This is a genomic window from Bradyrhizobium sp. STM 3562 (assembly GCF_045571435.1).
In the GTDB taxonomy this organism is placed as follows: domain Bacteria; phylum Pseudomonadota; class Alphaproteobacteria; order Rhizobiales; family Xanthobacteraceae; genus Bradyrhizobium.
In genome coordinates this window covers 713,844-736,686 of the sequence record NZ_CP120694.1, presented here as the reverse complement: position 1 = coordinate 736,686, position 22,843 = coordinate 713,844, and the positions used below count along the sequence as shown (strand labels likewise).

Here is a 22,843-nt window from a genome sequence, read left to right as displayed (position 1 = left end):
TCATTCGGCACATATTCACTTCAAAAATCAAATCCTTTGCACTGCCTATCCCGGCGGTCGCGCGCGCTTGTCCGGCTCTCCGGCAGCGATCGGCTGGTCGGCCGGCTCGCGCACGGGATAGAAGGTGTAGGACAGCGTGATGGTGTTCAGGCCGTCGTTTTCGTGGTCCTCGACGATCGACGGATCGACATAGAAGACCACCGCCATCTCGCGCTTCTCGCCCGGGGCAAATGTCTGCTCGGTGAAGCAGAAGCAGTTGATCTTCTGGAAATAGGCACCGACCGTCAGCGGGGTCACATTATAGGCCGCCTGCCCGGTCGTGGTCCGCGCGGACTGGTTGGTGACGGTGTAATAGACGGTCACGACCTCGCCGATATGGACGTCGATCTCGGTCTTTTCCGGCTCGAACTTCCAGGGCAATCCACCCGCGACGTTGGAATCGAAACGCACCGCGACGGTCCGCGCCAGCGGCTTTGAGATCGGCGCCGATTTGGCGACCTGCGTGGTGCCGTTGAAGCCCGTGGTGCGGCAGAACCAGTTGTAGAACGGCACCGCCGCATAGGACGCGCCGACCATCAGCACCACCACAAAGCCCGCGATCGACGCGACCAGTGCGTCCCGGCTGAGCCGCCGGCCTGGCTTGGTTCTCTTGGTGGGCTGGCTCTCCATAGCGGTCACAACGGCCTGTTCAGCACGGCCGGCCCCTTGACGAGCGTGACCGCGAAAAACAACAGCACCAGGATCCCGAGCGCGAGCGCGGTCGCAATCGATCTGTTCCGACGGCTGCGCTTCTGCGCCTCGGTGAGGACGATACCATCATCTGGCGGCCGCTCGTCGGACATTGTGGCATGCGCCCCCTACCAGACGACAGGCAGCACGGCGCGAACGACGACCTCGAGAAGCAGGGTCGCGAACAGCGCAAACAGATAAAGGATCGAGAACGCGAACAGCTTTCGCGTCGCGCGCAGCGATTCGCCGCGCTCGCGGCGGCGATAGACATTGACCGCCAGCGCCAGCATCACGGCGCCCAGCACGAGCGAGGTCACGCCGTAGATTGCGTCGAAATAGCCGAGGGGCCAGGGCGCAGCGGCGACCACGACCAGCACAACCGTGTAGAGCAGGATCTGCAGCCGCGTCACGTCGGGACCGGCGACGACGGGCAGCATCGGCACGCCGGCGCGCGCGTAGTCGTCGGAGCGGAACAGCGCAAGCGCCCAGAAATGCGGGGGCGTCCAGAAGAAGATGATCAGGAACAGAAGCAGCGGCTCGACCGAGAGCGAGCCGGTCGCCGCGACCCAGGCCACCACCGGCGGCAGCGAGCCGGCGGCGCCGCCGATCACGATGTTCTGCGCGGTGCGCCGTTTCAGGCCCAGCGTGTAGATCACGACATAGAAGAAGATGGTGAAGGCGAGCAGGGCGCCCGCGTACCAGTTCACCAGGATGCCGAGCGTCAGCACCGAGAAGAAGGCCAGCGTCATGCCGAAGGCGGTCGCTTCCGCGCGCGTGATGCGCCCGCGCGGAATCGGCCGGTTGGCGGTCCGCGTCATCTTGGCGTCAAGATCGCCCTCAAACGCCATGTTGAGCGCGCCCGAGGCGCCGGCGCCGACCGCGATGCAGAGCAACGAGGTGAAGGCCAGCACGGGGTGGAAATGGCCGGGCGCCATCACGAGCCCGACCAGCGCCGTGAAGATCACGAGCGACATCACCCGCGGTTTGAGCAGCGCGATGTAATCGGAAACCTCGGCCTCGGAGATCCGGGGCGCGAGAGCGATCGTGTTCTGATCGACAACGGACAAGAGAGAACTCGCTTCCTTTAAACGGCACGGCGCCGTTTGACGGCGCCGCGCTAAGCTTTGACCTTACTGCACGCGCGGCAGCACTTCGAACTGGTGGAACGGAGGCGGCGACGACAGCGTCCATTCCAGGGTGGTGGCGCCGGCCCCCCACGGGTTATTGGCGGCCTGCTGCTTGCGCAGGAAGGCGTCGATCACGCCGTAGATGAAGATCAGGACGCCGAAGCCGGAGATATAGGAGCCGATCGAGGAAATGAAGTTCCAGCCGGCGAACGCATCCGGATAGTCGACATAGCGGCGCGGCATGCCCGACAGCCCGAGGAAGTGCTGCGGGAAGAACACCATGTTGACGCCGATGAAGGTGACCCAGAAATGCGCCTTCGCGATAGTCTCGTTGTACATGTAGCCCGACATTTTCGGGAACCAATAGTACCAGCCGGCGAAGATCGCGAACACCGCGCCGAGCGAGAGCACGTAGTGGAAGTGCGCCACCACGTAATAGGTATCCTGCAGCACGCGGTCGACGCCGGCATTGGCGAGCACGACGCCGGTGACGCCGCCGACCGTGAACAGGAAGATGAAGCCGATCGCCCACAGCATCGGCGCGCGGAACTCGATCGAGCCGCCCCACATCGTGGCGATCCAGGAGAAGATCTTCACGCCGGTGGGCACCGCAATGACCATCGTCGCGGCGACGAAATAGGCCTGCGTCGCCGAGCTCATGCCGACCGTGTACATGTGGTGCGCCCACACCACGAAGCCGATGCCGCCGATCGCGACCATCGCGTAGGCCATGCCGAGATAGCCGAACACCGGCTTGCGCGAGAAGGTCGAGACGATCTGGCTGATCATGCCGAAGCCCGGCAGGATCAGGATGTACACCTCGGGGTGGCCGAAGAACCAGAACAGGTGCTGGAACAGCACGGGATCGCCGCCGCCGTCGGCCGAGAAGAAGGTGGTGCCGAAATTGCGGTCGGTGAGCAGCATGGTGATGGCGCCCGCCAGCACCGGCAGCGACAACAGCAGCAGGAACACCGTCACCAGGATCGACCACACGAACAGCGGCATCTTGTGCAGCGTCATGCCCGGTGCGCGCATGTTGAAGATCGTGGTGATGAAGTTGATGGCGCCCAGGATCGAGGACGCGCCGGCCAGATGCAGCGACAGGATCGCGAAATCGACCGCCGGCCCCGGATGGCCCGAAGTCGATAGCGGCGCATACATGGTCCAGCCCGCGCCGACGCCGTTGGCGCCCGGCTCGCCTTCGACGAAGCTCGAAATCAGCAACAGAGAGAAAGAGGCCGGCAGCAGCCAGAACGAGATGTTGTTCATGCGCGGGAACGCCATGTCCGGCGCCCCGATCATCAGCGGCACGAACCAGTTGCCGAAGCCGCCGATCATGGCCGGCATGACCATGAAGAAGATCATGATCAGGCCGTGCGAGGTCACGAACACATTGTAGGTGTGGGTCTCGTGGAAGATCTGCACGCCAGGATACATCAGCTCGGCGCGGATCGCGATCGACATGGCCGCGCCGATGATGCCCGCGATGACCGCGAACACGAGGTACATCGTGCCGATGTCCTTGTGGTTGGTCGAGAACAGCCAGCGCCGCCATCCCGTCGGATGGTCATGGGCGTGATCGTCATGCGTCGCTACGTTCGTTGCCATCTTGAAATCCTAGCCTTGCTGTCCCCTGGTCGGACCTTTGTCAGGCCCTTGTCGCCCTAAGTTCGATCGCGGCGCTCTACTGCGCCGCGTCCGCCGCCGAAGCGTAGGTGTTGGTCTTTGCGCTCGCAAACTTCTTCTTCGCGTCCTCGACCCAGGCCGCGAATTCCTGATCGCTCACCACTCTCACTGCGATCGGCATGAAGGCGTGATCCTTGCCGCAGAGCTCGGAGCATTGCCCATAATACATGCCGGTCTTCTCGGCCTTGAACCAGGTCTCGTTCAGGCGGCCGGGAATGGCGTCGATCTTGATGCCGAAGGCGGGCACCGCGAAGGAATGGATGACGTCGGCGCCGGTGGTCTGCACCCGGATCACCTTGTTGACCGGCACCACCATCTCATTGTCGACGCCGAGCAGACGTGGCTGCTTGTCCTGCGCCATCAGCGAATCGAATTCGAACTTGCCGTTATCGGGATAGGCATAGCTCCAATACCACTGCTTGCCGGTCGCCTTCACCGTCAAATCAGCCTTGGGGATATCGAGCTGCAGGAACAGCAGGCGGAACGACGGCACCGCGATGCTGACCAGGATCAGGACCGGGATCAGGGTCCAGGCCACCTCGATCAAGGTGTTGTGCGTGGTCCGCGAGGGGACCGGATTGGACCTGGCGTTGAACTTCACCATGACGGCGATCAGGAGCGCCAGCACGAACAGCGTAATGCAGGTGATGATGGTCAGAAGCACGCCATGGAACCAGTGGATCTGGTCCATCACCGGCGAGCCCGCAGGCTGCAGGGACCACTCCCACGGCGATGGTTGTCCCAACTCGGCGAATGCCGCCCTGCTGGCGACCAACGCCGCACCCGCCACCACCAACGCGAGCACGCCCCGGCCCACCCGGCCCTTCGACATCTTCATGTCGCTCCGCTCCCTTCGAAATCATCCCCAAATCACCCCGTCTGCCGCAGGGTGCTTTAACGATCCGCCCTCTGACAAACGGCCGAGGGTCGCACCTGCAAGGGATACCCAGGCCAGATCGTTAGAACGCCGAAATCAATCATTTCAAATCATAATTTTTGAGGCATCGCAATGCAGTCGTAGGGGGCATATGCCAGCGCGCCCCGATTTGCCGATCCGGCCCTGCGGCTCGCAGCGCCCGGCCACATTTCAGCGTGAAAACGAGCCGAAAACGCGCGTTCCTGCAGCTTCTGTGCTTGACAGATGTTTCACCCGTTGTACCCACAATCAGTTGCTCCTCGATGACGCGCTGATTCGCGTGAAGGAGCTTCGGGAATCGGCCGGTGGCCACCGCCTTCAAGGCGCCGTTATTGCTGTATCTGTCGGCGGCGCGGGGCAACAAAGCCATTAAAATCTGAAGGGATCGACCCGGATGGGGCCTTCGCAACACTTTTTCAAAGGCGGCGTCGCAAGCATCCGCCGGCTTGCCTGCGCGGCCCTCGCCGCACTCTCGCTGCTTGGCTTGACCGCCAGCGCGAATGCGCAGGGCGCGGTGCGCTCGGTGCATGGCGACTGGCAGATCCGCTGCGATACCCCGCCCGGCGCGCAGAATGAACAATGCGCGCTGATCCAGAGCGTCGTGGCCGAAGACCGCTCCAATGCCGGTTTGACCGTGATCGTGCTGAAGACCGCCGACCAGAAGAGCCGGCTGATGCGGGTGGTGGCGCCGCTCGGGGTGCTGTTGCCTTCAGGACTGGGTTTGAAACTCGACAATGTCGACGTCGGCCGCGCCGGTTTTGTCCGCTGCCTGCCCAACGGCTGCGTTGCCGAGGTCGTGATGGACGACAAGCTGCTCAATCAGCTCAAAACGGCGAAAACGGCGACATTCATCATCTTCGAGACCCCGGAAGAGGGCATTGGCTTCCCGCTTAGCCTGAATGGGCTCGCCGAGGGGTACGACAAGTTGCCCTAGGGAGATCATCTCCCTTTTTGTCCGCCAATGCCTATGTTTACTCTGGTCGTTCCGGCGCAAGCCGGAACCCATAAATCCCAGGATCAGGATTACGCCGTTGTAAGACGACGGGTCCGCGAGTTGCCGTCTAGAATGCGGTCCTGTGGTGATGGGTCCCGGCTTGCGCCGGGACGATTGTACGAATGACGATTGTACGAATAACCCCGCCGGAGTCCGCATGAGCAGCCCCGCCACAAGCTCCCTGATCGACCGCGCCAATCTGGACCGCGACACCGTCCGCCATGAGGTCGCGCGCGGGCTTGCCGGGTCCGACGACGGCGAGCTGTTCCTGGAATACAGCCAGACCGAAGCCTTGATGTTCGACAATGGCCGGCTGAAGCAGGCGACCTACGACACCAGCCAGGGCTTCGGCCTGCGCGCGGTGAAGGACGATGCGGTCGGCTATGCGCATTCCTCCGACGTCTCGATCCCTGCGCTGATTCGCGCTGCCGACGCGGTCGCAGCGGTCCGCGGCGGCTATTCGGGCAGCTTCGCGGCGGCGCCGGCGCATACGAATGTGCGGCTCTATGGCGACGACAATCCGCTGGATGCGCCCAATTTCGAGACCAAGGTGAAGCTGCTCGGCGAGATCGACGCCTATATCCGCGACAAGGATCCGCGGGTGCGCCAGGTCACGGTCAGCTTAGGTGCGACCTGGCAGGTGGTGGAAATCCTGCGGCCCGATGGCGAGAGCTATCGCGACATCCGTCCCCTGGTGCGGGTCAACATTTCCGTGGTGGCCGGTCAAGGCGACCGGCAGGAGAGCGGCAGCAAAGGCTATGGCGGCCGCGAACCCTATGCGCGCTTCATCGAAACCAAGTCCTGGCGCGAGGCCGCCGACGGCGCGCTGCGCGAGGCGCTGATCAACCTGGAATCTGTGCCGGCGCCGGCGGGCGAGATGGACGTCGTGCTCGGCGCGGGCTGGCCCGGCGTCATGCTGCACGAGGCGGTCGGCCATGGGCTGGAAGGCGACTTCAACCGCAAGAAGACCTCGGCTTTCGCCGGCCTGATGGGCCAGCAGGTCGCGGCCAAGGGCGTCACCGTGGTCGACGACGGCACCATCGCCTCGCGCCGCGGTTCGCTGTCGATCGACGACGAGGGCACGCCGACCAACCGTACCGTGCTGATCGAGGACGGCATTCTGGTCGGTTACATGCAGGACCGGCAGAACGCGCGGCTGATGAACATGAAGCCGACCGGCAATGGCCGTCGCCAGGGCTATGCCCATGTGCCGATGCCGCGTATGACCAACACTTGCATGCTCGCGGGGAATCGCGATCCGGCGGAGATCATCGCCTCGGTAAAGAACGGCGTCTATGCCGCCAATTTCGGTGGCGGCCAGGTCGACATCACCTCGGGCAAATACGTGTTTCAGTGCACCGAGGCCTACAAGATCGAGAACGGCAAGATCGGCGCGCCGTTGAAAGGCGCGATGCTGATCGGCAACGGGCCGACGGACCTGCACCGTATCTCGATGATCGGCAACGATCTGTCGCTCGACACCGGGATCGGCACCTGCGGCAAGAACGGCCAGGGCGTGCCGGTCGGCGTCGGCCAGCCGACGCTGAGAATGGATCGTATTACAGTTGGAGGTACCGGCCGATGAGCGTGGAAAAACTGTCCACCGACGGCGAGGATAGCGCAAAGAGCAACGTGTCGAAGAACGGCGCGTCCAAGGGCAATACTTCCAAGGGCAACACTTGGCGCGGCCAGGCGGTGCAACTCGTCGGCATCGTGCTGGCGGTGTTCCTGGCCAAGGGCGCCATTGCCGAGCCGTTCTACGTGCCGTCGGGCTCGATGGAGCCGACGCTGATGATCGGCGATGCGCTGCTCGCCTCGAAATTCCCCTATGGCTACGGCACCGCCTCGCTGCCGATGCAGATCAACCTGCCCGAGAGCAAGCGGCTGTTCGGCGAAATGCCCAAGCGCGGCGACGTCGTGGTGTTCCGTTGGCCCGGCGATACCTCGCAGGCCTGGGTCAAGCGCGTCGTGGGCCTGCCCGGCGACCGCATTCAGATGCGCCAGGGTCAGCTCTTCATCAACGACCACCCGGCCTCGCTGAAGCCTGATGGCATCGGCGAAGCGGAAGATGATGATGGCGGCAAGGAGCCCGCCTACCGCTATGTCGAGACGCTGCCGAATGGCGTCAGCCACGAGATCTTCAAGCTGCGCGACAACGGCCGCCTCGACAACACGCCCGAGGTCACCGTGCCTTCAGGACATCTGTTCGTGCTCGGCGACAACCGCGACAATTCGGCCGATAGCCGCGTGCCGGTGCGCGATGGCGGCGTCGGGCTGTTGCCGGTGGACAATCTGGTCGGGCGCGCCGACGCGGTGGTCGGCTCCTGGGATCTCGGCATCCGCCATCAGCCGATGTGGACCTGGCTCTCCGGCTTCCGCCTGGCGCGGTTTTTCACCTCGATCAATTGAGATCTTGTAGATCGTAGGGTGGGCAAAGCGACTTGTCCGCCGTAGCTCGAAGAGCGAAGGCGGAAGCGTGCCCACCATCTTGCCAGGTGGTTGAGTGAGGTTGGTGGGCACGGCGCGGACGCGCCTTTGCCCACCCTACAATCTGCGATGACGCAAGACGAATTCCTCGCCGCAGCCTTACAAAATCCCATCAACGGGCACATCCTGCGCGAGCTTGCTGCGCTCGCGCTGCCCGATGCCTGGCTGGTCTCAGGCTGCCTGACGCAGACGCTGTGGAATGTGCTGACGGGACGGCCGGTCGATCACGGCATTCTCGATTACGACGTCTTCTATTTCGATCCCGACACGTCCTGGGAGGCTGAGGACGCGGTGATCCGCAAGCTGCAGGATCGTCTCGGCGTGCAAGACACTGCGATCGAGGTGCGCAACCAGGCGCGGGTGCACCTGTGGTATCCGCAAAAGCACGGCCGGCCCTACCAGCCGCTCGCCTGTTCGTGCGAGGGCATCGATCGCTTTCTCACCAAGAACACGCAAATCGGCATCCGGCACACCGCGGATGGCTATGAGGTGTACGCGCCTAACGGCTTTGATGAGATCGCGGGTCTCATCGTGCGGCCCAACCACACGCCGAATTTTTCCGCCGCCAACTATGCCGCGAAGGCACAGCGCTGGAAGGCGCTATGGCCGGAGCTGACCGTGGTGGAGGTGGACGGCGTCTAATCTTGCTCCGTGTCGTCCCCGCGAAAGCGCGGCCCATAACCACAGGCGGCTGTTGTGGTGCAGAGATGCGGCTCCAGGCTTCGCAAGAACTTTATCCTGGGGTTATGGGTCCCGGCCTTCGCCGGGGACGACAGTGGAGTTACCTCACCACCCCCGAATAAAACCCCGCCCTACGCCGCGGCGGCTTGATTTCTTTTTTCAGGAAGCAATGGGCTTGCTTGCCGACATAGCCGGGCCTCGCAAAGGTCCAGGCGCGGCATTGCTTGTCGGCGGTGCAGGCGGCATGGCAGGCCTCCTCGCCATCGCCGCTCTTCATTTCGAAGGTGCGATAATCCCCGCCGGCGCGATCGATCGAGGTCTCCATCGAACGGTTGCGCGGCTCGACCACCCCGGCGCCCCGTACGCCCGACACGCAGCAATCATCGGCCACCCGCGGCGGCACGCTGTTTTTCAGCCAGCACACCGCGCCGGGCGTGACATCGTTGGGATAATTGAAGCTCCAGGCCCGGCAGCGCCGATCGCGCTCGCAGAGCATTGCGCAATCGGCGGGATCGCCGGAGGGAATTGGCAGGCTGACGTAGTCGCCGCCCGGCCGATCGAAATTGGCCTGCGCGACCACGGGCCACGCCTCGACCGTCGCCGCCAAACAGGCGAGCGTCACCACCCACGCCCCGAGCCAATGGCGGATCCCCATACGCGATTTACTTCCGAGTTATTGAACGCGCCAGCGTGTTTTAGACCATGATCGCCTTGGACCGAAGCGCGTTCCTTACCATCACCGTCACCGCGAGGTGCTCGCCACCGGGTCCACGCAAAGCGCGGCCCGATGACAGGCTCCGCGAACCTCGAAGGGCGACGGGTCGAGATGGGCCCTCGCCTCAAATTCAGTCGATCCGCCATTTGATCGCCATGAACCTGTACGGCGCATGAACGGGGGCAAAGTTGCGCATCTGAGGTTCGCCTCTTCGAGGCGCGCCCCGAATTATGGCGTCAATTGCGGATCGCGGCCGCCTTTACCTAAAACGCACACTCCTCATAGGCCGGCTCGACCGAGCCGCGCCAGGGGCCGTTGAACTTGTCGAGCAGCTCTTCGGCCGGCGTGTGGCCGCAATCGATGATGCGGTCGAGCGGTTCGAGATGACGGCTCTCGTCGCGGCCGACGTGGTCCACGCGATTGCGACGGCGCAAGCCCGCATGCGCGAGCACGAGGCATTCCTTGGCGATCTCGAACAGATAGCGATCCCCGATCTTCGCCTTGAAGCCGAGCCGCGGCACCTGGTCGCGCAGCGATTGGCGCTCCTCGGCGCTCCAGCTCTTGGCGATGTCCCAGGCCGCATCAAGGCTGGTGTCGTCATAGAGCAGCCCGACCCAGAATGCCGGCAGGGCCGGCAGCCGGACCCAGGGCGCCCCGTCCGCGCCGCGCATTTCCAGATAACGCTTCAGCCGCACTTCCGGGAAAATCGTCGAGAGATGGTTGGCCCAGTCCGACAGCGTCGGCCGCTCGCCGGGCAGCGCTGCATTCTTGCCCACGAAGAAATCGCGGAACGAGGTGCCGGAGACGTCGATATAAGCCTCGCCGCGCTTGACGAAATACATCGGCACGTCCAGCGCGTAATCGACCCAACGCTCGAAGCCCATGCCGTCCTCGAACGCCCAAGGCAACATGCCGGAGCGTGCACCGTCGGTATGACGCCAGATCTCGGAGCGGAAGGAGAGAAAGCCGTTGGGCCGGCCTTCGGTGAAAGGCGAGTTGGCAAACAGCGCGGTCGCGACCGGCTGCAGCGCCAGCGACACCCGCAGCTTTTTGACCATGTCGGCTTCGGAAGAAAAATCGAGATTGGTCTGGACCGTACAGGTCCGGTACATCATGTCGATGCCGTATTGGCCGACCTTGGGCATGTACCCGGTCATGATCTTGTAGCGGCCTTTGGGCATGACCGGGATCTCCGAGCGCGCCCAGGACGGGGTCATGCCGAGGCCGAGAAAGCCGATGCCCAAGGGCGTTGCGATCTCGCGCACCTGCGCCAGATGCGCCATCAGCTCCGCCTGCGTCTGGTGCACGGTCTCGACCGGCGCACCCGACAGTTCGAATTGTCCGCCCGGCTCCAGCGAAATCGCGCCGCCGCCGGTCACGTCATAGAGCCCGATGATGTTGCCCTGCTCCACGATCGGCTCCCAGCCGAGCAGGAGCTGCATGCCCTCGAGCAGCGCGCCGATGCCGCGCGCGCCCTCGTAAGGCACGGGACGGTGGCCTTCGAGCGTGAACGGCGTCTTCTCGTGCTCGGTGCCGATCTTGAATTCGGAAGGAGATTTCACGCCAGCTTCCAGCCACGCGACGAGTTCGTCGCGTGAGTGCAGCGGCGTCATGTCGATCTGGTCTCGCGCCATGCTATGTCCGGGTCAAGGGCGCTTCGATCGATGCGCACGGTGTCGGGAATGTCCGCGAAGGCTTGTCTTCGCGGACGACAATCTTTCTAATCAAACTCATCGCGCGGACGCGCCCTCGCCTATCGCGGGCAAGGCCATCTCTCCGCAGGAGCAACCGAGCCGGTCGAGCAGGCCGCAAAGCTTCATGGCATCCGCATCCGACAGTTTCGAACCGACATGTTTCTCGATCGCGGCCGAATAGGCGCCCCACATCCGTTTCTGCAGCTCGCGCCCGGCCTCGGTAATCTCCACGAACTGGCCGCGCTTGTCGACCTTGCACTCACGCCGCACGGCGAGCCCCTCCTCCACCAGCCGATCGATCAGCCGCGAGGTCGAATATTGCGGGATCAGCATCTGCCGCTCCAATTCGACCGGGCGCAACTCGCCCGAGGGCGCACGCGACAGTTCGAGCAACGCATCATACCAGGCGAGCGGCGGGAAACCCGCCTTCTTCAAATCCTGCTCGACGGCGTCCAGCACGCGGCTCTGCACCCGCATCAGGCGGATCCAGGCGGCGGTCGCCTCAGTTGATGGTTTGCGCTTCATCGGTTCGTTCATATCCTTTTGCGCAGTGTACAGCACTCGATGCATCTGCATCAATCTTGACTATTCCATGCAACTGCATGTAGTCATCGTCCCGGCACTCCCAAAGGTTTTAACAGGAGGAAACCCGCCATGAAGCTCTACTACTCACCCGGCGCCTGCTCGCTGTCGCCCCATATCGCACTCCTGGAAGCAGGTCTGCCTTACGATCTGGTGAAGGTCGACGTCCGCGCCAAGAAGCTGGAAAACGGCGACGATTACTTGAAGATCAACCCCAAGGGCCAGGTCCCTGCCCTGGCGCTGTCCTCCGGCGAGATTGTGACCGAAGGGCCGGTCATCGTGCAGATGATCGCCGATCAGGCCAAGGGCAAGAACCTGGCGCCCGCCCGCGGTACCGCCGAGCGCTATAAACTGCAGGAATGGCTGAACTTCATTACGACAGAGCTGCACAAGAACTTCAGCCCGCTGTTCTCACCGGTCTTGCCCGACGACACCAAGTCCTTCTTCAAGGACCGGCTGATGACCAAGTTCAAATATATCGAGAGCCAGCTCTCGGGGCGAGACTACCTGATGGGCAAGGAGTTCACCGTCGCCGACGGCTATCTATTCGTGATGCTGGCCTGGGCCGAGCGGCTGAACGTCGATCTCTCGGGTCTGCCGAACCTGATGGCCTTTAAGGGGCGCATCGCCGCTCGCCCGAAGGTGCAGGAAGCCTTGACGAAGGAAGGGCTCGCCAAGGCGGCCTGAGAAGTTCCGCGGGAAACAACAAAGGCCGGACCAGCGTCCGGCCTTTTTCTTTTGGGGCAGCATGCCTTCCCAAGATCGTCCTATGCCGCCTGCTTCTACGGCGGGAAACGGCCATAGAAAGTTTCGCCCTTCGCCGCCATCTCCTCGAGAAGCTTCGGCGGGGTGAAGTGCGGGCCGTATTTGGCGGCGAGCCTGTGGCAGAGCTCGACGAATTTTTTGGTGCCCATGAAATCGATATAGGACAGCGTGCCGCCGGTGAACGGGGCAAAGCCGAAGCCGAGGATCGATCCGACGTCGGCCTCGCGCGGATCGACGATCACGTGATCCTCGACCGTGCGCGCGGCCTCCACCGCCTGCACCACCAAGAAGCGCTGCTTCAGTTCCTCGACATCGAGCGCGTCAGGATCGAGATGCTTCGGCTGCAACTCCGAAAGCCCGGGCCAGAGGCTCTTCTGGCCCTTGCCCTTCTCGGGATAATCGTAAAAGCCCTTGCCGTTCTTGCGTCCCAGGCGGCCCTGCTTCTCCACCAGCTCGACCATCAGCTTCTTGTGCGCCTGATCGATGGCGTTGGGACCAAGATCGGCCTCCGTGGCCTTCATGATCTTGAGACCGAGATCGAGCGCGACTTCATCCGACAGCGACAGGGGACCGACCGGCATGCCCGCCATCTTGGCGCAATTCTCGATCATCGCCGGCGGCACGCCCTCGAGGAACATCTCGTTTCCTTCCGAAATGTAGCGCAGCACGCAGCGGTTGGCGAAGAAGCCGCGGGAGTCGTTGACGACAATTGGCGTCTTGCCGATCTGCCTGACATAGTCGAGCGCGGTCGCGAGCGCGAGATCGCCGGTGTTCTTACCAAGGATGATCTCCACCAGCATCATCTTCTCGACCGGCGAGAAGAAATGGATGCCGATGAACTTGCCCTGATCCTTGAACTCCTCGGCGAGCGAATTGATCGGCAAGGTCGAGGTGTTGGAGGCGAAGATCGCGCCCTCCTTCAACAGCGGCTGCGCCTTGGCATAAGTGTCCGACTTGACCTTGCGGTCCTCGAACACCGCCTCGATGACGAGGTCGCAATCCTTGATCGCCGCATAATCCGCCGTTGCGGTGATGCGCGCCAGCGTCGCGTCGCGATCGCTTTCCTTGGCGCGGCCCTTCTTGATGAGATCATCGAACACGCCCCTCGCGTGCGCCTTGCCCTTGTCGGCGCTCTCCTGGTCGCGGTCGATCAGCACGACCTCGATGCCGGCGCGCGCCGAGACGTAGCCGACACTCGCGCCCATGAAACCGGCGCCGATGACGGCGAGCTTTTTCACTTTCGTCGGCGGCACGTTTTGCGGACGTCGCGCACCCTTGTTCAGTTCCTGCATCGACAGGAACAGGCTGCGGATCATGGCCTGCGCTTCCTTGGAGCGCAGGATGTTCGCGAAATAGCGCGACTCCACCCGCAGCGCCGCGTCCATCGGTAGCTGCAGGCCCTCATAGACGCAGCTCATCACAGCGCGGGCGGCGGGATAGTTGTCGTAGGTCTCGCGGCGGTAGATGGCGTTGCCGGCCGGGAACATCATCATGCCCATCTTCGAAAACACCGGGCCGCCGGGCAGCTTGAACCCCTTCTCGTCCCAGGGCGCGACCGCCTTGCCGCCGCCCTTGATCCAGTCCTTCGCCGCCTTGATGAGATCACCCGGCGGCACGATGGCATCGACCAGCCTCAAGGCCTTGGCGCGCGCAAGATCCATGGCCTCACCCTTGAGCAGGATCGTCATCGCATCTTGCGGCGAGACGATGCGCGGCACGCGCTGGGTGCCGCCGGCGCCGGGGAACAGGCCGACCTTGATCTCCGGCAAGCCAAGCCGCGTCTTCGGATTCTCGGCCGCAACCCGATGGTGGCAGGCAAGCGTCAGCTCGAAGCCGCCGCCGAGCGCGAGGCCGTTGATCGCGGCGACCCACGGCTTGCCCGACGTTTCGATCGAGCGGAACACCAGCGAGAAGCGGCGACTCTGATCGAACAGGACCTGGTTGGCCGCGACCTCGCCCTTCTCTTTCAGCACTTGCGCGTAAGCCCGGCTCATGCCTTCCAGCATCGAGAGATCGGCGCCGGCGGAGAGCGCCTCCTTGCCGGAGGTGATGACGACGCCCTTCACGGCGGCGTCGGCGGTGGTCTCTTTCACGATCTGCTCGAGCTCGGTGACCGTGGTCTCGTCCAGCACGTTCATCGAACGTCCCGGAATGTCCCAGGTGACCAGCGCAATGCCGTCGGCATCTAGTTCGACTTTGAAATTCTTGAAGGCCATGTGTTGTTCCCTCGATGCCGGCGCCAGGATAGGCGCGGCGTTGTCTCGATTGTAGGGTGGGCAAAGGCGCGTTGCGCCGTGCCCACCTTTTTTCTTCCGAACGCCGGTGGTGGGCACGCTTCGCTTTGCCCACCCTACGGCAGTCAGACTCGCTCGATGATCGTGGCGGTGCCCATGCCGCCGCCGATGCAGAGCGTCACCAGCGCAGTGACCTTGTTGGAGCGCTCGAGCTCGTCAAGCACGGTGCCCAGAATCATCGCGCCGGTGGCCCCCAACGGATGGCCGAGCGCGATCGCGCCGCCATTGACGTTGATCCTGTCATTGTCGATCTCGAACGCCTGGATGTAGCGCAGCACCACCGAAGCGAAGGCCTCGTTGAGCTCGAACAGATCGATGTCCGACTTCTTCATGCCGGAGCGCTCGAACAGCTTGTTGGTGACGTCGACCGGACCGGTCAGCATCATCGCGGGCTCCGAGCCGATATTGGCGAAGGCGCGGATCTTGGCGCGCGCCTTCAAGCCGTATTTCGCGCCCGCTTCCTTGCTGCCGAGCAGCACGGCGCCGGCACCGTCGACGATCCCTGACGAGTTGCCGGCGTGGTGCACATAGTTGATGCGCTCGACCTCCGGGTGCGACTGGATCGCGACCGCATCGAAGCCGCCCATCTGTCCGACTTCCACGAAGGACGGCTTGAGCTGCGCCAGCGACTGCATGGTCGTGTTCGGGCGCATGTGTTCATCCTTGGCCAGGATGGTCAGGCCGTTGATGTCCTTGACCGGCACCACGGACTTGTTGAAGCGGCCTTCGTCCCAGGCTTTGCCGGCGCGCTGCTGGCTCTGCACCGCATAGGCATCGACGTCATCACGCGAGAAGCCGTACTTCGTGGCGATCAGATCGGCGGAGACGCCCTGCGGCATGAAATAAGCGGGCACGGCAATGGAAGGGTCCATCGGCCAGGCGCCACCGGAGGCGCCAATACCGACGCGGCTCATGGATTCGGCGCCGCCGCCGATCACGAGCTCGTGCTGGCCGCTCATGATCTGGGCCGCGGCGAAGTTCACTGCATCCAGGCCCGAAGCGCAGAACCGGCTGATCTGCACGCCCGGCACCGCCTCGCCCAGGCCAGCCTTCAGCGCGGCGAAGCGCGCGATGTCCGAACCGGCTTCGCCGACCGGATCGACCACGCCGAGGACGACGTCATCGACCGCGTCCTCCGGCAGATTGTTGCGCTCCTTCAGCGCCTGCAGCGGCACGGTGGCGAGCCGCAGCGCGGTGACTTCGTGCAGCGCGCCGTCCGGCTTGCCGCGGCCGCGCGGGGTGCGAACGTGATCGTAGATATAGGCCTCAGGCATAACGCTCTCCCGAAATGATGTTCATCATATAATAGCGGATTGAGCCGAGCGGCGGAAGATGACCTTCCATCAGAACGCTTCCGCCGGCAATTCCATGACCGTCGTACAGCCGCTCTCGATGCGCGCGAGGTGGGCTGCGGTTTCCGGCAGCATCCGCTCCATGAAGAAGCGGCCGGTCACCAGCTTGGTCGAGAGATGGGGCGTGGAGCCGGAGGCGGCAATCTTGTCCAGCGCCACCTTCACCATCCGCGCCCACATGTAGCCGAGCGTGACGAGGCCGAACAGATGCAGGTAATCGGTGGCGGCGGCACCCGCATTGTCCGGCTTCGTCAACGCATTCTGCATCAGCCAGGTCGTGGCCTGCTGCAGATGGGTAAGCGCGGTACTCAGAGGCGCGACGTAGGGCTTCATGCTCTCATCCGCGCTGTGCTCCCTGGCAAAGCCGCCGACCTCCGCAAAGAACGCCATCACCGCGCGGCCGCCGTCGCGCGGCAGCTTGCGGCCGATCAGGTCGAGCGCCTGGATGCCGTTGGCGCCCTCATAGATCATGGCGATGCGCGCATCGCGCACGAACTGCTCCATGCCCTGCTCGGCGATATAGCCATGGCCGCCATACATCTGCTGCGCCATGACCGTGTTGGCGAACCCGGTATCGGTGAGAAAGCCTTTCAGCACCGGCGTCATCAGGCCCATGTGATCATCGGCCGCCTGGCGGTCCCTGGCGTCTTCCGAGCGATGCGCAACGTCGCTCTTGAGCCCGGTCCACACCACCATGGCGCGCGCCGCCTCGTTGAAGGCGCGGATGGTGAGCAGCGTACGGCGGACATCCGGATGCACGATGATCGGATCGGCCGGCTTGTCCGGCGCCTTCGCGCCCGTCAGCGCGCGGCCCTGCAACCGCTCGCGCGCATAGGCCGCCGCATTCTGGTAGGCGACTTCGGACTGCGCGAGCCCCTGCACGCCGACGCCGAGCCGGGCCTCGTTCATCATCACGAACATGGCCTGCATGCCCTTGTTCTCCGCCCCGACCAGCCAGCCGGTGGCGTTGTCGTAATTCATCACGCAGGTGGAATTGCCATGGATACCCATCTTGTGCTCGATGGAGCCGCAGACAACGCCATTGCGCGCGCCGAGCGAGCCGTCGGCATTGACCAGGAATTTCGGCACCACGAACAGCGAGATGCCCTTGATGCCGGCGGGCGCGCCCTCGATGCGCGCGAGCACGAGATGGATGATGTTCTCGGTCAGGTCGTGTTCGCCGGCCGAGATGAAGATCTTCGTCCCCGTGATCTTGTAGCTGCCGTCAGCTTGCGGGACCGCCTTGGTGCGCAACATGCCAAGGTCGGTGCCGCAATGCGGCTCGGTCAGGTTCATGGTGCCGGTCCACTGCCCCGCGATCATCTTCGGCACATAGGTCTGCTTCTGCTCGGGCGAACCGTGCACCAAAAGCGCGGCGGTCGCGCCCATGGTGAGGCCGCCATACATGGAGAAGGCCATGTTGGCGGAGATCTGGAACTCGTTGACGGCCTGCGAGAGCGTCACGGGCAGACCTTGCCCGCCATATTCGGTCGGCGCGGAAAGCCCGAGCCAGCCGCCTTCGGCGACCTGCTTATAGGCTTCCTTGAATCCCTTCGGCGTGGTGACGCTGCCGTCGTCGTGGCGTTTGCAGCCTTCGAGATCGCCGACACGGTTCAGCGGCTGCAGCACCTCCTCCGCGAGCTTGGCGGCCTCCGAGAGGATGGCCTCACGCACGTCGGCGGACGCATCGGAGAAGCCGGGCAGATTGTCGTAACGGTCGATCTGGAAGACATCGTTGAGCAAAAAACTCACGTCTTCCACGGGGGCTTTGTAGATGGGCATTTCTTGATCTCCCGGCGGGCCTCTCGGCCTGTGTTTAAGGACTATCTCGCGGCGCGGCGCTCGCTCATTGTGCCCACTGGACCTTAACCTGTCGCGAAGGACCAAGATACAAGATCAAGACACGGCTTTGCGACGACGCGGGTCAAATGGTCTCGCGGCTTGTCGTCTCACGGCCTAGCCAATTGCTCCCCCATGAGCTGGTGGAGCAGGTTGATGGCCTTGAGCGGCCGCGCCATGACCTTGAAATGGGCGATCCGGTCATCATCGGCGAAGCCGATGATATCGACGCCGTTGATCTTGATGCCGTCGATCACCGTCTCGAATTCAAGCACCACCCCGCTCGCGTTGCGCCATTCGTCGACGTAAGCGAAGCCGGGGCCGCCCAGCACCTGCATTGCGCTCGATAGATACTTGAAGGTGATGTCGCGCCCGCGCTGCGGCGTGTGGACGATCGGGCTTTCGAACACCGCGTCGGGATGGAGCAACTCCCACAACGCCGCGCGATCGTGCGATTTGGTGAAGGCGTACCATTTTTCGAGCGCGGTCATCGTCACGGACGTCTCCTGAGCTTCGCAGGCGTTGCGCTGGCGGTACAAAAGAGGAGCGCGGAGGCGCGTCAGCTTGGCGCTGCCCTCCACGGATTTTATTTTATGCACATTGACGCATATGCAACTGTATGCATAAAGTCAATACGGCTGCGGATGGCGGGAAATCAAGGAAGGCTCTGGTGGCGCTCGGCGATGCAATCCTGGTCTGCCTGACGGAACGCCCGATGACGGGATACGAGCTCGCCAAGACCTTCGATTCGTCGATCGGGTTCTTCTGGAAGGCCGACCACCAGCAGATCTATCGCGAGCTGACGCGCTTGCGCGAACGCGGCCACGTTCAGGCTCGCGAAGTCGTGCAGTCGGGCAAGCCCAACAAGCTGGTCTACACCCTGACTCCGGAGGGCCGAGCTGCGCTGCGGCACTGGGCGGCGCGCCCCTCGAGCCCGCCGTCGATCAAGGACGACATGCTGGTGCGGCTCTGCGCGCTCGATGCCGTCGACATGGAGCCGATGCGCGCCGACCTGATGGCGCGGCTGGAGCATCACCGCGATCGTCTCTCCCGCTACGAACGCGTGCTCAAGAAACGCTTTCCCAACGGTGCGGAGTCGCTTGACGACACCGGCAAGCTGCTCGCGCTCCATCTGGGCCTGCGCCATGAACGGGCGGTGGTGGAATGGTGCGAAGAGGCGCTGCAAACGCTGCAGCCCACGGCCGGCGCCGGCAACGTCACGCCGATCGGCGAGGTCCAGCGCGACGGCAAGCAATAGAACGCTTTTTTGCGCCCTATCCGACTGAGCCGGATAACTTTTCCGCCCTAAGCCGCAGTCCTTAACCCGTTATTTACCGTAAGCGGAAAAAGTGGGCTGCTGAGGCAGACGACCCGCGCGGAATTCGATTGTCTTTCTTCTGGGACGCGTGGGGAGGCTGGAGGCGCCGGGTGGGAGCGCCGGAGTCGAAACCGGACGGTAGCATGAATTCGCGCGTGTGGAGTGTTGACGGCATCGATCCATCCGTCCGCGAGAGGGCCGAAGCCGCGGCGCGGCGTGCCGGCATGACGCTCAACGACTGGCTCAGTTCGACGCTTGGCGAGACGACCCCGCCGAATTTCCGCAGCGCTGCCGAGCCGCGGCCACAACTCAGCCGGGACGTTGCCGACATCCATCAGAGGCTCGATTCGATCACGCGGCAGATCGAGCAGATTTCGCAGGCGCCCCGCCGCAGCGATCCAGCGCGCGAACAGGGCGGCGTCGCGCGCCAGCTCAACGACGCGATCTCGCGGCTGGATGCGCGGCTCGCGCAGATTTCCAGCGCGCAAGCGCCAAAGCATGCTCGCGAGGAGCGGGAGCGCCAGACCGAAGCCGTCGAGCGGGCCGCGGCACAGGTCTATCGCAGCTCCCCGCCGCTCTCGCCCTCCTCGTTCGATTCCGCGATCGCGGAAATCGCCGCGCGCCAGAGCGAGCTCGATGCACCGCCGACGGCAGCACGCGTCAAGCCGCCGCGGCAGGCGCCGCCGATCGCGCCGCAAGCTCCGGCACCGCCAGCCCCTGCGCCAAGCGGGCCGGATTTTTCGTCGCTCGAGCGGCACCTGATCCAGATCACGAGCCAGATCGAGGCGCTGCAGCGTCCAAGCGGGATCGAGCAATCGATCGCCGCCTTCCGCAGCGAGCTTGCGGAGATCCGCAACGCCATTCTGGAAGCGATGCCGCGGCGCGCGATCGACAAGCTGGAAGGCGAGATCCGCTCGCTGTCCCGCCGCATCGACGACAACCGCCAAAGCACGGCCGACGCAAACGCGCTCAACAATATCGAGCGCGCGCTCGCTGAAATCCGCGAGGTCTTGCGCTCGCTGATGCCGGCCGAGCAGCTCCGCGGCTACGACGAGGCGATCCACAATCTCGGCGCCAAGCTCGATACGATCCTGCGCGCCAATGACGATCCGAGCACGGTGCAGCAGCTCGAAAGCGCGATCGCGGCGCTGCGCGGCATCGTCTCCAACGTCGCCTCCACCGACGCGCTGGCGCGCCTCGCCGAGGACGTGCGGCTATTGTCCGTCAAGGTCGATCAGATCACCCGCGGCGCCGACTACGGAGATTCCTTTGCCGCGCTCGAGCAGCGCATCGCCGCGCTCACCTCCGCGCTGGAAAGCCGCGAGCGCGAGCGGCCGGTCTTCGATGATCGCTCCGCGCAGCTAGAAGACGCGCTGCGCGCGCTGTCCGACCGCATCGACCGCCTGCAGGTCGGCAATGACAATGCCGCCACTTTCGCCCACCTCGAACAGCGCGTGTCGTATCTGTTGGAGCGCATCGAGGCGTCCAGCGAGCAGCGTGGCGGCGGTGCCAATCTGTCGCGCGTCGAGGATGCGCTGCACGACATTCTGGGCCATCTCGAACGCCAGCATGCAGCCTTCGTGCGGCTGGCCGACAGCACGCAACGCACCGCCGAGCCGCAGGACGGCGGGCTCGCCGACCTCGTCAAGCGCGAACTGTCCGACATCCGCTTCAACCAGAACGAAACCAGCCGTCACACCCAGGACTCGCTGGACGCCGTGCATAACGCGCTCGGCCATGTGGTCGACCGTCTCACCACGATCGAAAGCGATCTGCGCACCGCGCGCAGCGCGCCGCCGCCGCCGGTTGCATCCCCTGTCGCTCCGCCCCTCGCGCCGGACGTGCCTGCGCCGCGCGCGGCCATGCCGCCGCAGCCAAAGCCCGAATTGCCCAATCCCGCCGCGGCACAGGCCGCCTTCGTTGCCGCGCCGCGCGATTTTCACGCCGCGACGCCCGCTGTGGCAGCGCCGCCTGCCGCCGTCGTCCCCCCGGCGCCGCCGCTTGCGATCAGCGAGATCCTGCTGCCGCACACCCAGGGGCCCTCGCGCGGGCCGATTGCGCCGGAGCTGCCGCCCGACCATCCGCTCGAGCCGGGCACCCGGCCGAGCGGCCGCGCCGCCTCGCCCTCCGAGCGCATTGCCGCATCCGAGAATGCGATCAGCGAAATTCCGGCGCCGCCAAAGCAGCCGGTATCATCGTCGAGTTTCATCGCGGCCGCGCGCCGCGCCGCCCAAGCCGCCGCCGCAGCCCAGGCCGCTCCCGAGAAGGGGCGGTCGAACGGCAAGGCCGCCAAGACCGCAAACGGCGATGCCGCGAAGAACGAGCCCTCGAGCATCACCTCGAAGATCCGCTCGCTGCTGGTGGCCGCGAGCGTCGTGGTGATCGTCCTCGGCACTTTCAAGATGGGCATGACGCTGCTCGACGGCGGCAGCGTGCTGCAGTCGCAATTGCCGACCAGCGAGAGCGCGAGCGAGCAGCCGGCGCCGGCACAGATCCCCGCGGACAACGCCGCGAAGCCGGCCGCGTCCGCACCGGAGCAGGTCACCCCGCAAATGACATCGCCGACGCCGATCGGCCGGCAGTCCTTCAACACTGCCGCGCCGCCCGCAAGCGGGCCGGCCGCGTCGGTCGAGATTCCGCGAGGCCCCGCTGCCAGCGCCGCATCGGCGCCGGATCCCGATATCACCGGAAGCATTCCGACGGCGCAGCCCCCGGCAACAGGCCGCAAGCTCGGCATGATCGCGATCCCGCCGAGCGAGCATCTGCCTGATACGATCGGCGGCCCCGTGCTGCGGCAAGCCGCGCTCAGCGGCGATCCGAGCGCGGCCTATGAGGTGGCCGTGCGGTTTGCCGAGGGCAAAGGCGTCGCCTCGAACTACCAGGAGGCCGCGAAATGGTACGATCGCGCCGCGCAGGCCGGTCTCATTCCAGCGGTTTTCAGGCTCGGCACGCTCTACGAAAAAGGGCTGGGCGTGACCAAGGACGCCGACATCGCGCGGCGCTATTACGTGCAGGCCGCTGAGCGCGGCAATGCCAAGGCGATGCATAATCTCGCGGTGCTGGACGCGGACGGCGGCGGCAAAGGCCCCAACTACAAGAGCGCGGCGCAATGGTTCCGCAAGGCGGCCGAGCACGGCGTCGCCGACAGCCAGTTCAATCTCGGCATTCTCTATGCCCGCGGCATTGGCGTCGACCAGAACCTCGCAGAATCCTTCAAGTGGTTCAGCCTGGCGGCGGCGCAGGGCGACGCCGATGCCGGCCACAAGCGCGACGACGTCGCCAAGCGGCTGGATGCGCAGTCGCTCGCGGCCGCCAAGCTCGCGGTCCAGACGTTTGCGGCCGAGCCGCAGCCGGACGATGCGGTGAATGTGCCGACCCCGCCGGGCGGCTGGGATGCCGCGCCGGCTCCTGCCGCCGCGAAGTCCACCGCAACCGCCAAGCCGGCGGTGATCAAGCGCGCATCGCGCTGATTCGATCCGTTCCCTGCGGCGGAAAAACGCCGCAGGCAGCGGATTCTCCTGTCCCGCTTGGAAGCGATTTCGGCTATGCAAGAGTGCGGCCTCAAGGTGCACCGCCCGCCTCCTTGCGCGCGGGGATTGCGGACCTTGCGGCCGGGGAAGCCCGATCAGGAATCCGTGCCGTAAGCGGCGGAAGGCTCGCCTTG

19 protein-coding genes are annotated in these 22,843 nt (G+C 64.5%); 7 read left to right on the top strand and 12 right to left on the bottom strand.

Translation table 11 applies throughout. The features are described from left to right. Positions 1–45 precede the first annotated feature (45 nt). The 5 genes from P6U23_RS03385 to coxB all read right to left on the bottom strand — a co-directional run bounded on the left by P6U23_RS03385 (position 46) and on the right by coxB (position 4,380). Positions 46–669, bottom strand: a complete 624-nt coding sequence (locus tag P6U23_RS03385) for a cytochrome c oxidase assembly protein (protein ID WP_407178190.1) — start codon at positions 667–669, stop codon at positions 46–48. A 5-nt stretch (positions 670–674) separates the two neighbouring features. Further along, complete coding sequence (locus tag P6U23_RS03380; protein WP_407178189.1) at positions 675–842, bottom strand: CoxF protein; 168 nt, start codon at positions 840–842, stop codon at positions 675–677. 15 nt (positions 843–857) lie between these two features. Further along, positions 858–1,796 (bottom strand): heme o synthase, encoded by a 939-nt coding sequence (locus P6U23_RS03375; protein WP_407178188.1) that lies wholly within the window; start codon positions 1,794–1,796, stop codon positions 858–860. A gap of 63 nt (positions 1,797–1,859) precedes the next feature. Then, positions 1,860–3,464, bottom strand: coding sequence for a cytochrome c oxidase subunit I (gene ctaD, locus P6U23_RS03370; RefSeq protein ID WP_407178187.1), 1,605 nt, complete (start codon positions 3,462–3,464; stop codon positions 1,860–1,862). Positions 3,465–3,540: 76 nt separating this feature from the next. Further along, positions 3,541–4,380, bottom strand: coding sequence for a cytochrome c oxidase subunit II (gene coxB / locus P6U23_RS03365; RefSeq protein WP_407178186.1), 840 nt, complete (start codon positions 4,378–4,380; stop codon positions 3,541–3,543). A 472-nt stretch (positions 4,381–4,852) separates the two neighbouring features. Between coxB and P6U23_RS03360 the strand changes: the two genes are divergently transcribed. The 4 genes from P6U23_RS03360 to P6U23_RS03345 all read left to right on the top strand — a co-directional run bounded on the left by P6U23_RS03360 (position 4,853) and on the right by P6U23_RS03345 (position 8,581). Then, positions 4,853–5,392 carry an invasion associated locus B family protein gene (locus tag P6U23_RS03360; protein WP_407178185.1) on the top strand — a complete coding sequence of 180 codons (540 nt, stop codon included), beginning with the start codon at positions 4,853–4,855 and terminating at the stop codon, positions 5,390–5,392. 217 nt (positions 5,393–5,609) lie between these two features. After that, positions 5,610–7,037: a metalloprotease TldD gene (tldD, locus tag P6U23_RS03355; protein WP_407178184.1), complete on the top strand. Its 1,428-nt coding sequence runs from the start codon at positions 5,610–5,612 to the stop codon at positions 7,035–7,037. Further along, a complete protein-coding gene (gene lepB, locus P6U23_RS03350; RefSeq protein ID WP_407178183.1) occupies positions 7,034–7,861 on the top strand; it encodes a signal peptidase I in 828 nt (275 codons plus the stop codon). Before tldD ends, lepB begins: the two co-directional genes overlap by 4 nt. Positions 7,862–8,008: 147 nt before the next feature. Continuing rightward, on the top strand, positions 8,009–8,581 hold the full coding sequence (locus P6U23_RS03345) for a nucleotidyltransferase family protein (protein ID WP_407178182.1): 573 nt from the start codon (positions 8,009–8,011) through the stop codon (positions 8,579–8,581). A 139-nt stretch (positions 8,582–8,720) separates the two neighbouring features. On the opposite strand, the gene P6U23_RS03340 is transcribed toward P6U23_RS03345, so the two are convergent. The 3 genes from P6U23_RS03340 to P6U23_RS03330 all read right to left on the bottom strand — a co-directional run bounded on the left by P6U23_RS03340 (position 8,721) and on the right by P6U23_RS03330 (position 11,554). Next, entirely contained in the window at positions 8,721–9,275 is a 555-nt protein-coding gene (locus P6U23_RS03340; RefSeq protein WP_407178181.1) for a PAN domain-containing protein, read from the bottom strand. A 323-nt stretch (positions 9,276–9,598) separates the two neighbouring features. Beyond that, the gene (locus P6U23_RS03335; RefSeq protein ID WP_407178180.1) at positions 9,599–10,969 is read right to left on the bottom strand and encodes a glutamate--cysteine ligase; all 1,371 of its coding nucleotides are present in this window, start codon (positions 10,967–10,969) and stop codon (positions 9,599–9,601) included. Positions 10,970–11,065: 96 nt separating this feature from the next. Next, positions 11,066–11,554 (bottom strand): MarR family winged helix-turn-helix transcriptional regulator, encoded by a 489-nt coding sequence (locus P6U23_RS03330; protein ID WP_407178179.1) that lies wholly within the window; start codon positions 11,552–11,554, stop codon positions 11,066–11,068. A 129-nt stretch (positions 11,555–11,683) separates the two neighbouring features. Between P6U23_RS03330 and gstA the strand changes: the two genes are divergently transcribed. Continuing rightward, a complete protein-coding gene (gstA, locus tag P6U23_RS03325; RefSeq protein ID WP_407178178.1) occupies positions 11,684–12,298 on the top strand; it encodes a glutathione transferase GstA in 615 nt (204 codons plus the stop codon). Between the two features lie 95 nt (positions 12,299–12,393). On the opposite strand, the gene P6U23_RS03320 is transcribed toward gstA, so the two are convergent. The 4 genes from P6U23_RS03320 to P6U23_RS03305 all read right to left on the bottom strand — a co-directional run bounded on the left by P6U23_RS03320 (position 12,394) and on the right by P6U23_RS03305 (position 18,352). Next, positions 12,394–14,592 carry a 3-hydroxyacyl-CoA dehydrogenase NAD-binding domain-containing protein gene (locus P6U23_RS03320; RefSeq protein WP_407178177.1) on the bottom strand — a complete coding sequence of 733 codons (2,199 nt, stop codon included), beginning with the start codon at positions 14,590–14,592 and terminating at the stop codon, positions 12,394–12,396. Between the two features lie 143 nt (positions 14,593–14,735). After that, a complete protein-coding gene (locus tag P6U23_RS03315; RefSeq protein ID WP_407178176.1) occupies positions 14,736–15,944 on the bottom strand; it encodes an acetyl-CoA C-acetyltransferase in 1,209 nt (402 codons plus the stop codon). Between the two features lie 69 nt (positions 15,945–16,013). Beyond that, the gene (locus P6U23_RS03310; protein WP_407178175.1) at positions 16,014–17,804 is read right to left on the bottom strand and encodes an acyl-CoA dehydrogenase C-terminal domain-containing protein; all 1,791 of its coding nucleotides are present in this window, start codon (positions 17,802–17,804) and stop codon (positions 16,014–16,016) included. 167 nt (positions 17,805–17,971) lie between these two features. After that, a complete protein-coding gene (locus P6U23_RS03305; protein WP_407181771.1) occupies positions 17,972–18,352 on the bottom strand; it encodes a nuclear transport factor 2 family protein in 381 nt (126 codons plus the stop codon). A 179-nt stretch (positions 18,353–18,531) separates the two neighbouring features. Here P6U23_RS03305 and P6U23_RS03300 point away from each other — a divergent pair, with 179 nt between their 5' ends. Both P6U23_RS03300 and P6U23_RS03295 read left to right on the top strand, forming a co-directional pair. Further along, positions 18,532–19,119: a PadR family transcriptional regulator gene (locus tag P6U23_RS03300; RefSeq protein WP_407178174.1), complete on the top strand. Its 588-nt coding sequence runs from the start codon at positions 18,532–18,534 to the stop codon at positions 19,117–19,119. Between the two features lie 203 nt (positions 19,120–19,322). Next, positions 19,323–22,649 (top strand): hypothetical protein, encoded by a 3,327-nt coding sequence (locus P6U23_RS03295; protein ID WP_407178173.1) that lies wholly within the window; start codon positions 19,323–19,325, stop codon positions 22,647–22,649. The last annotated feature ends 194 nt before the right edge of the window (positions 22,650–22,843 follow it).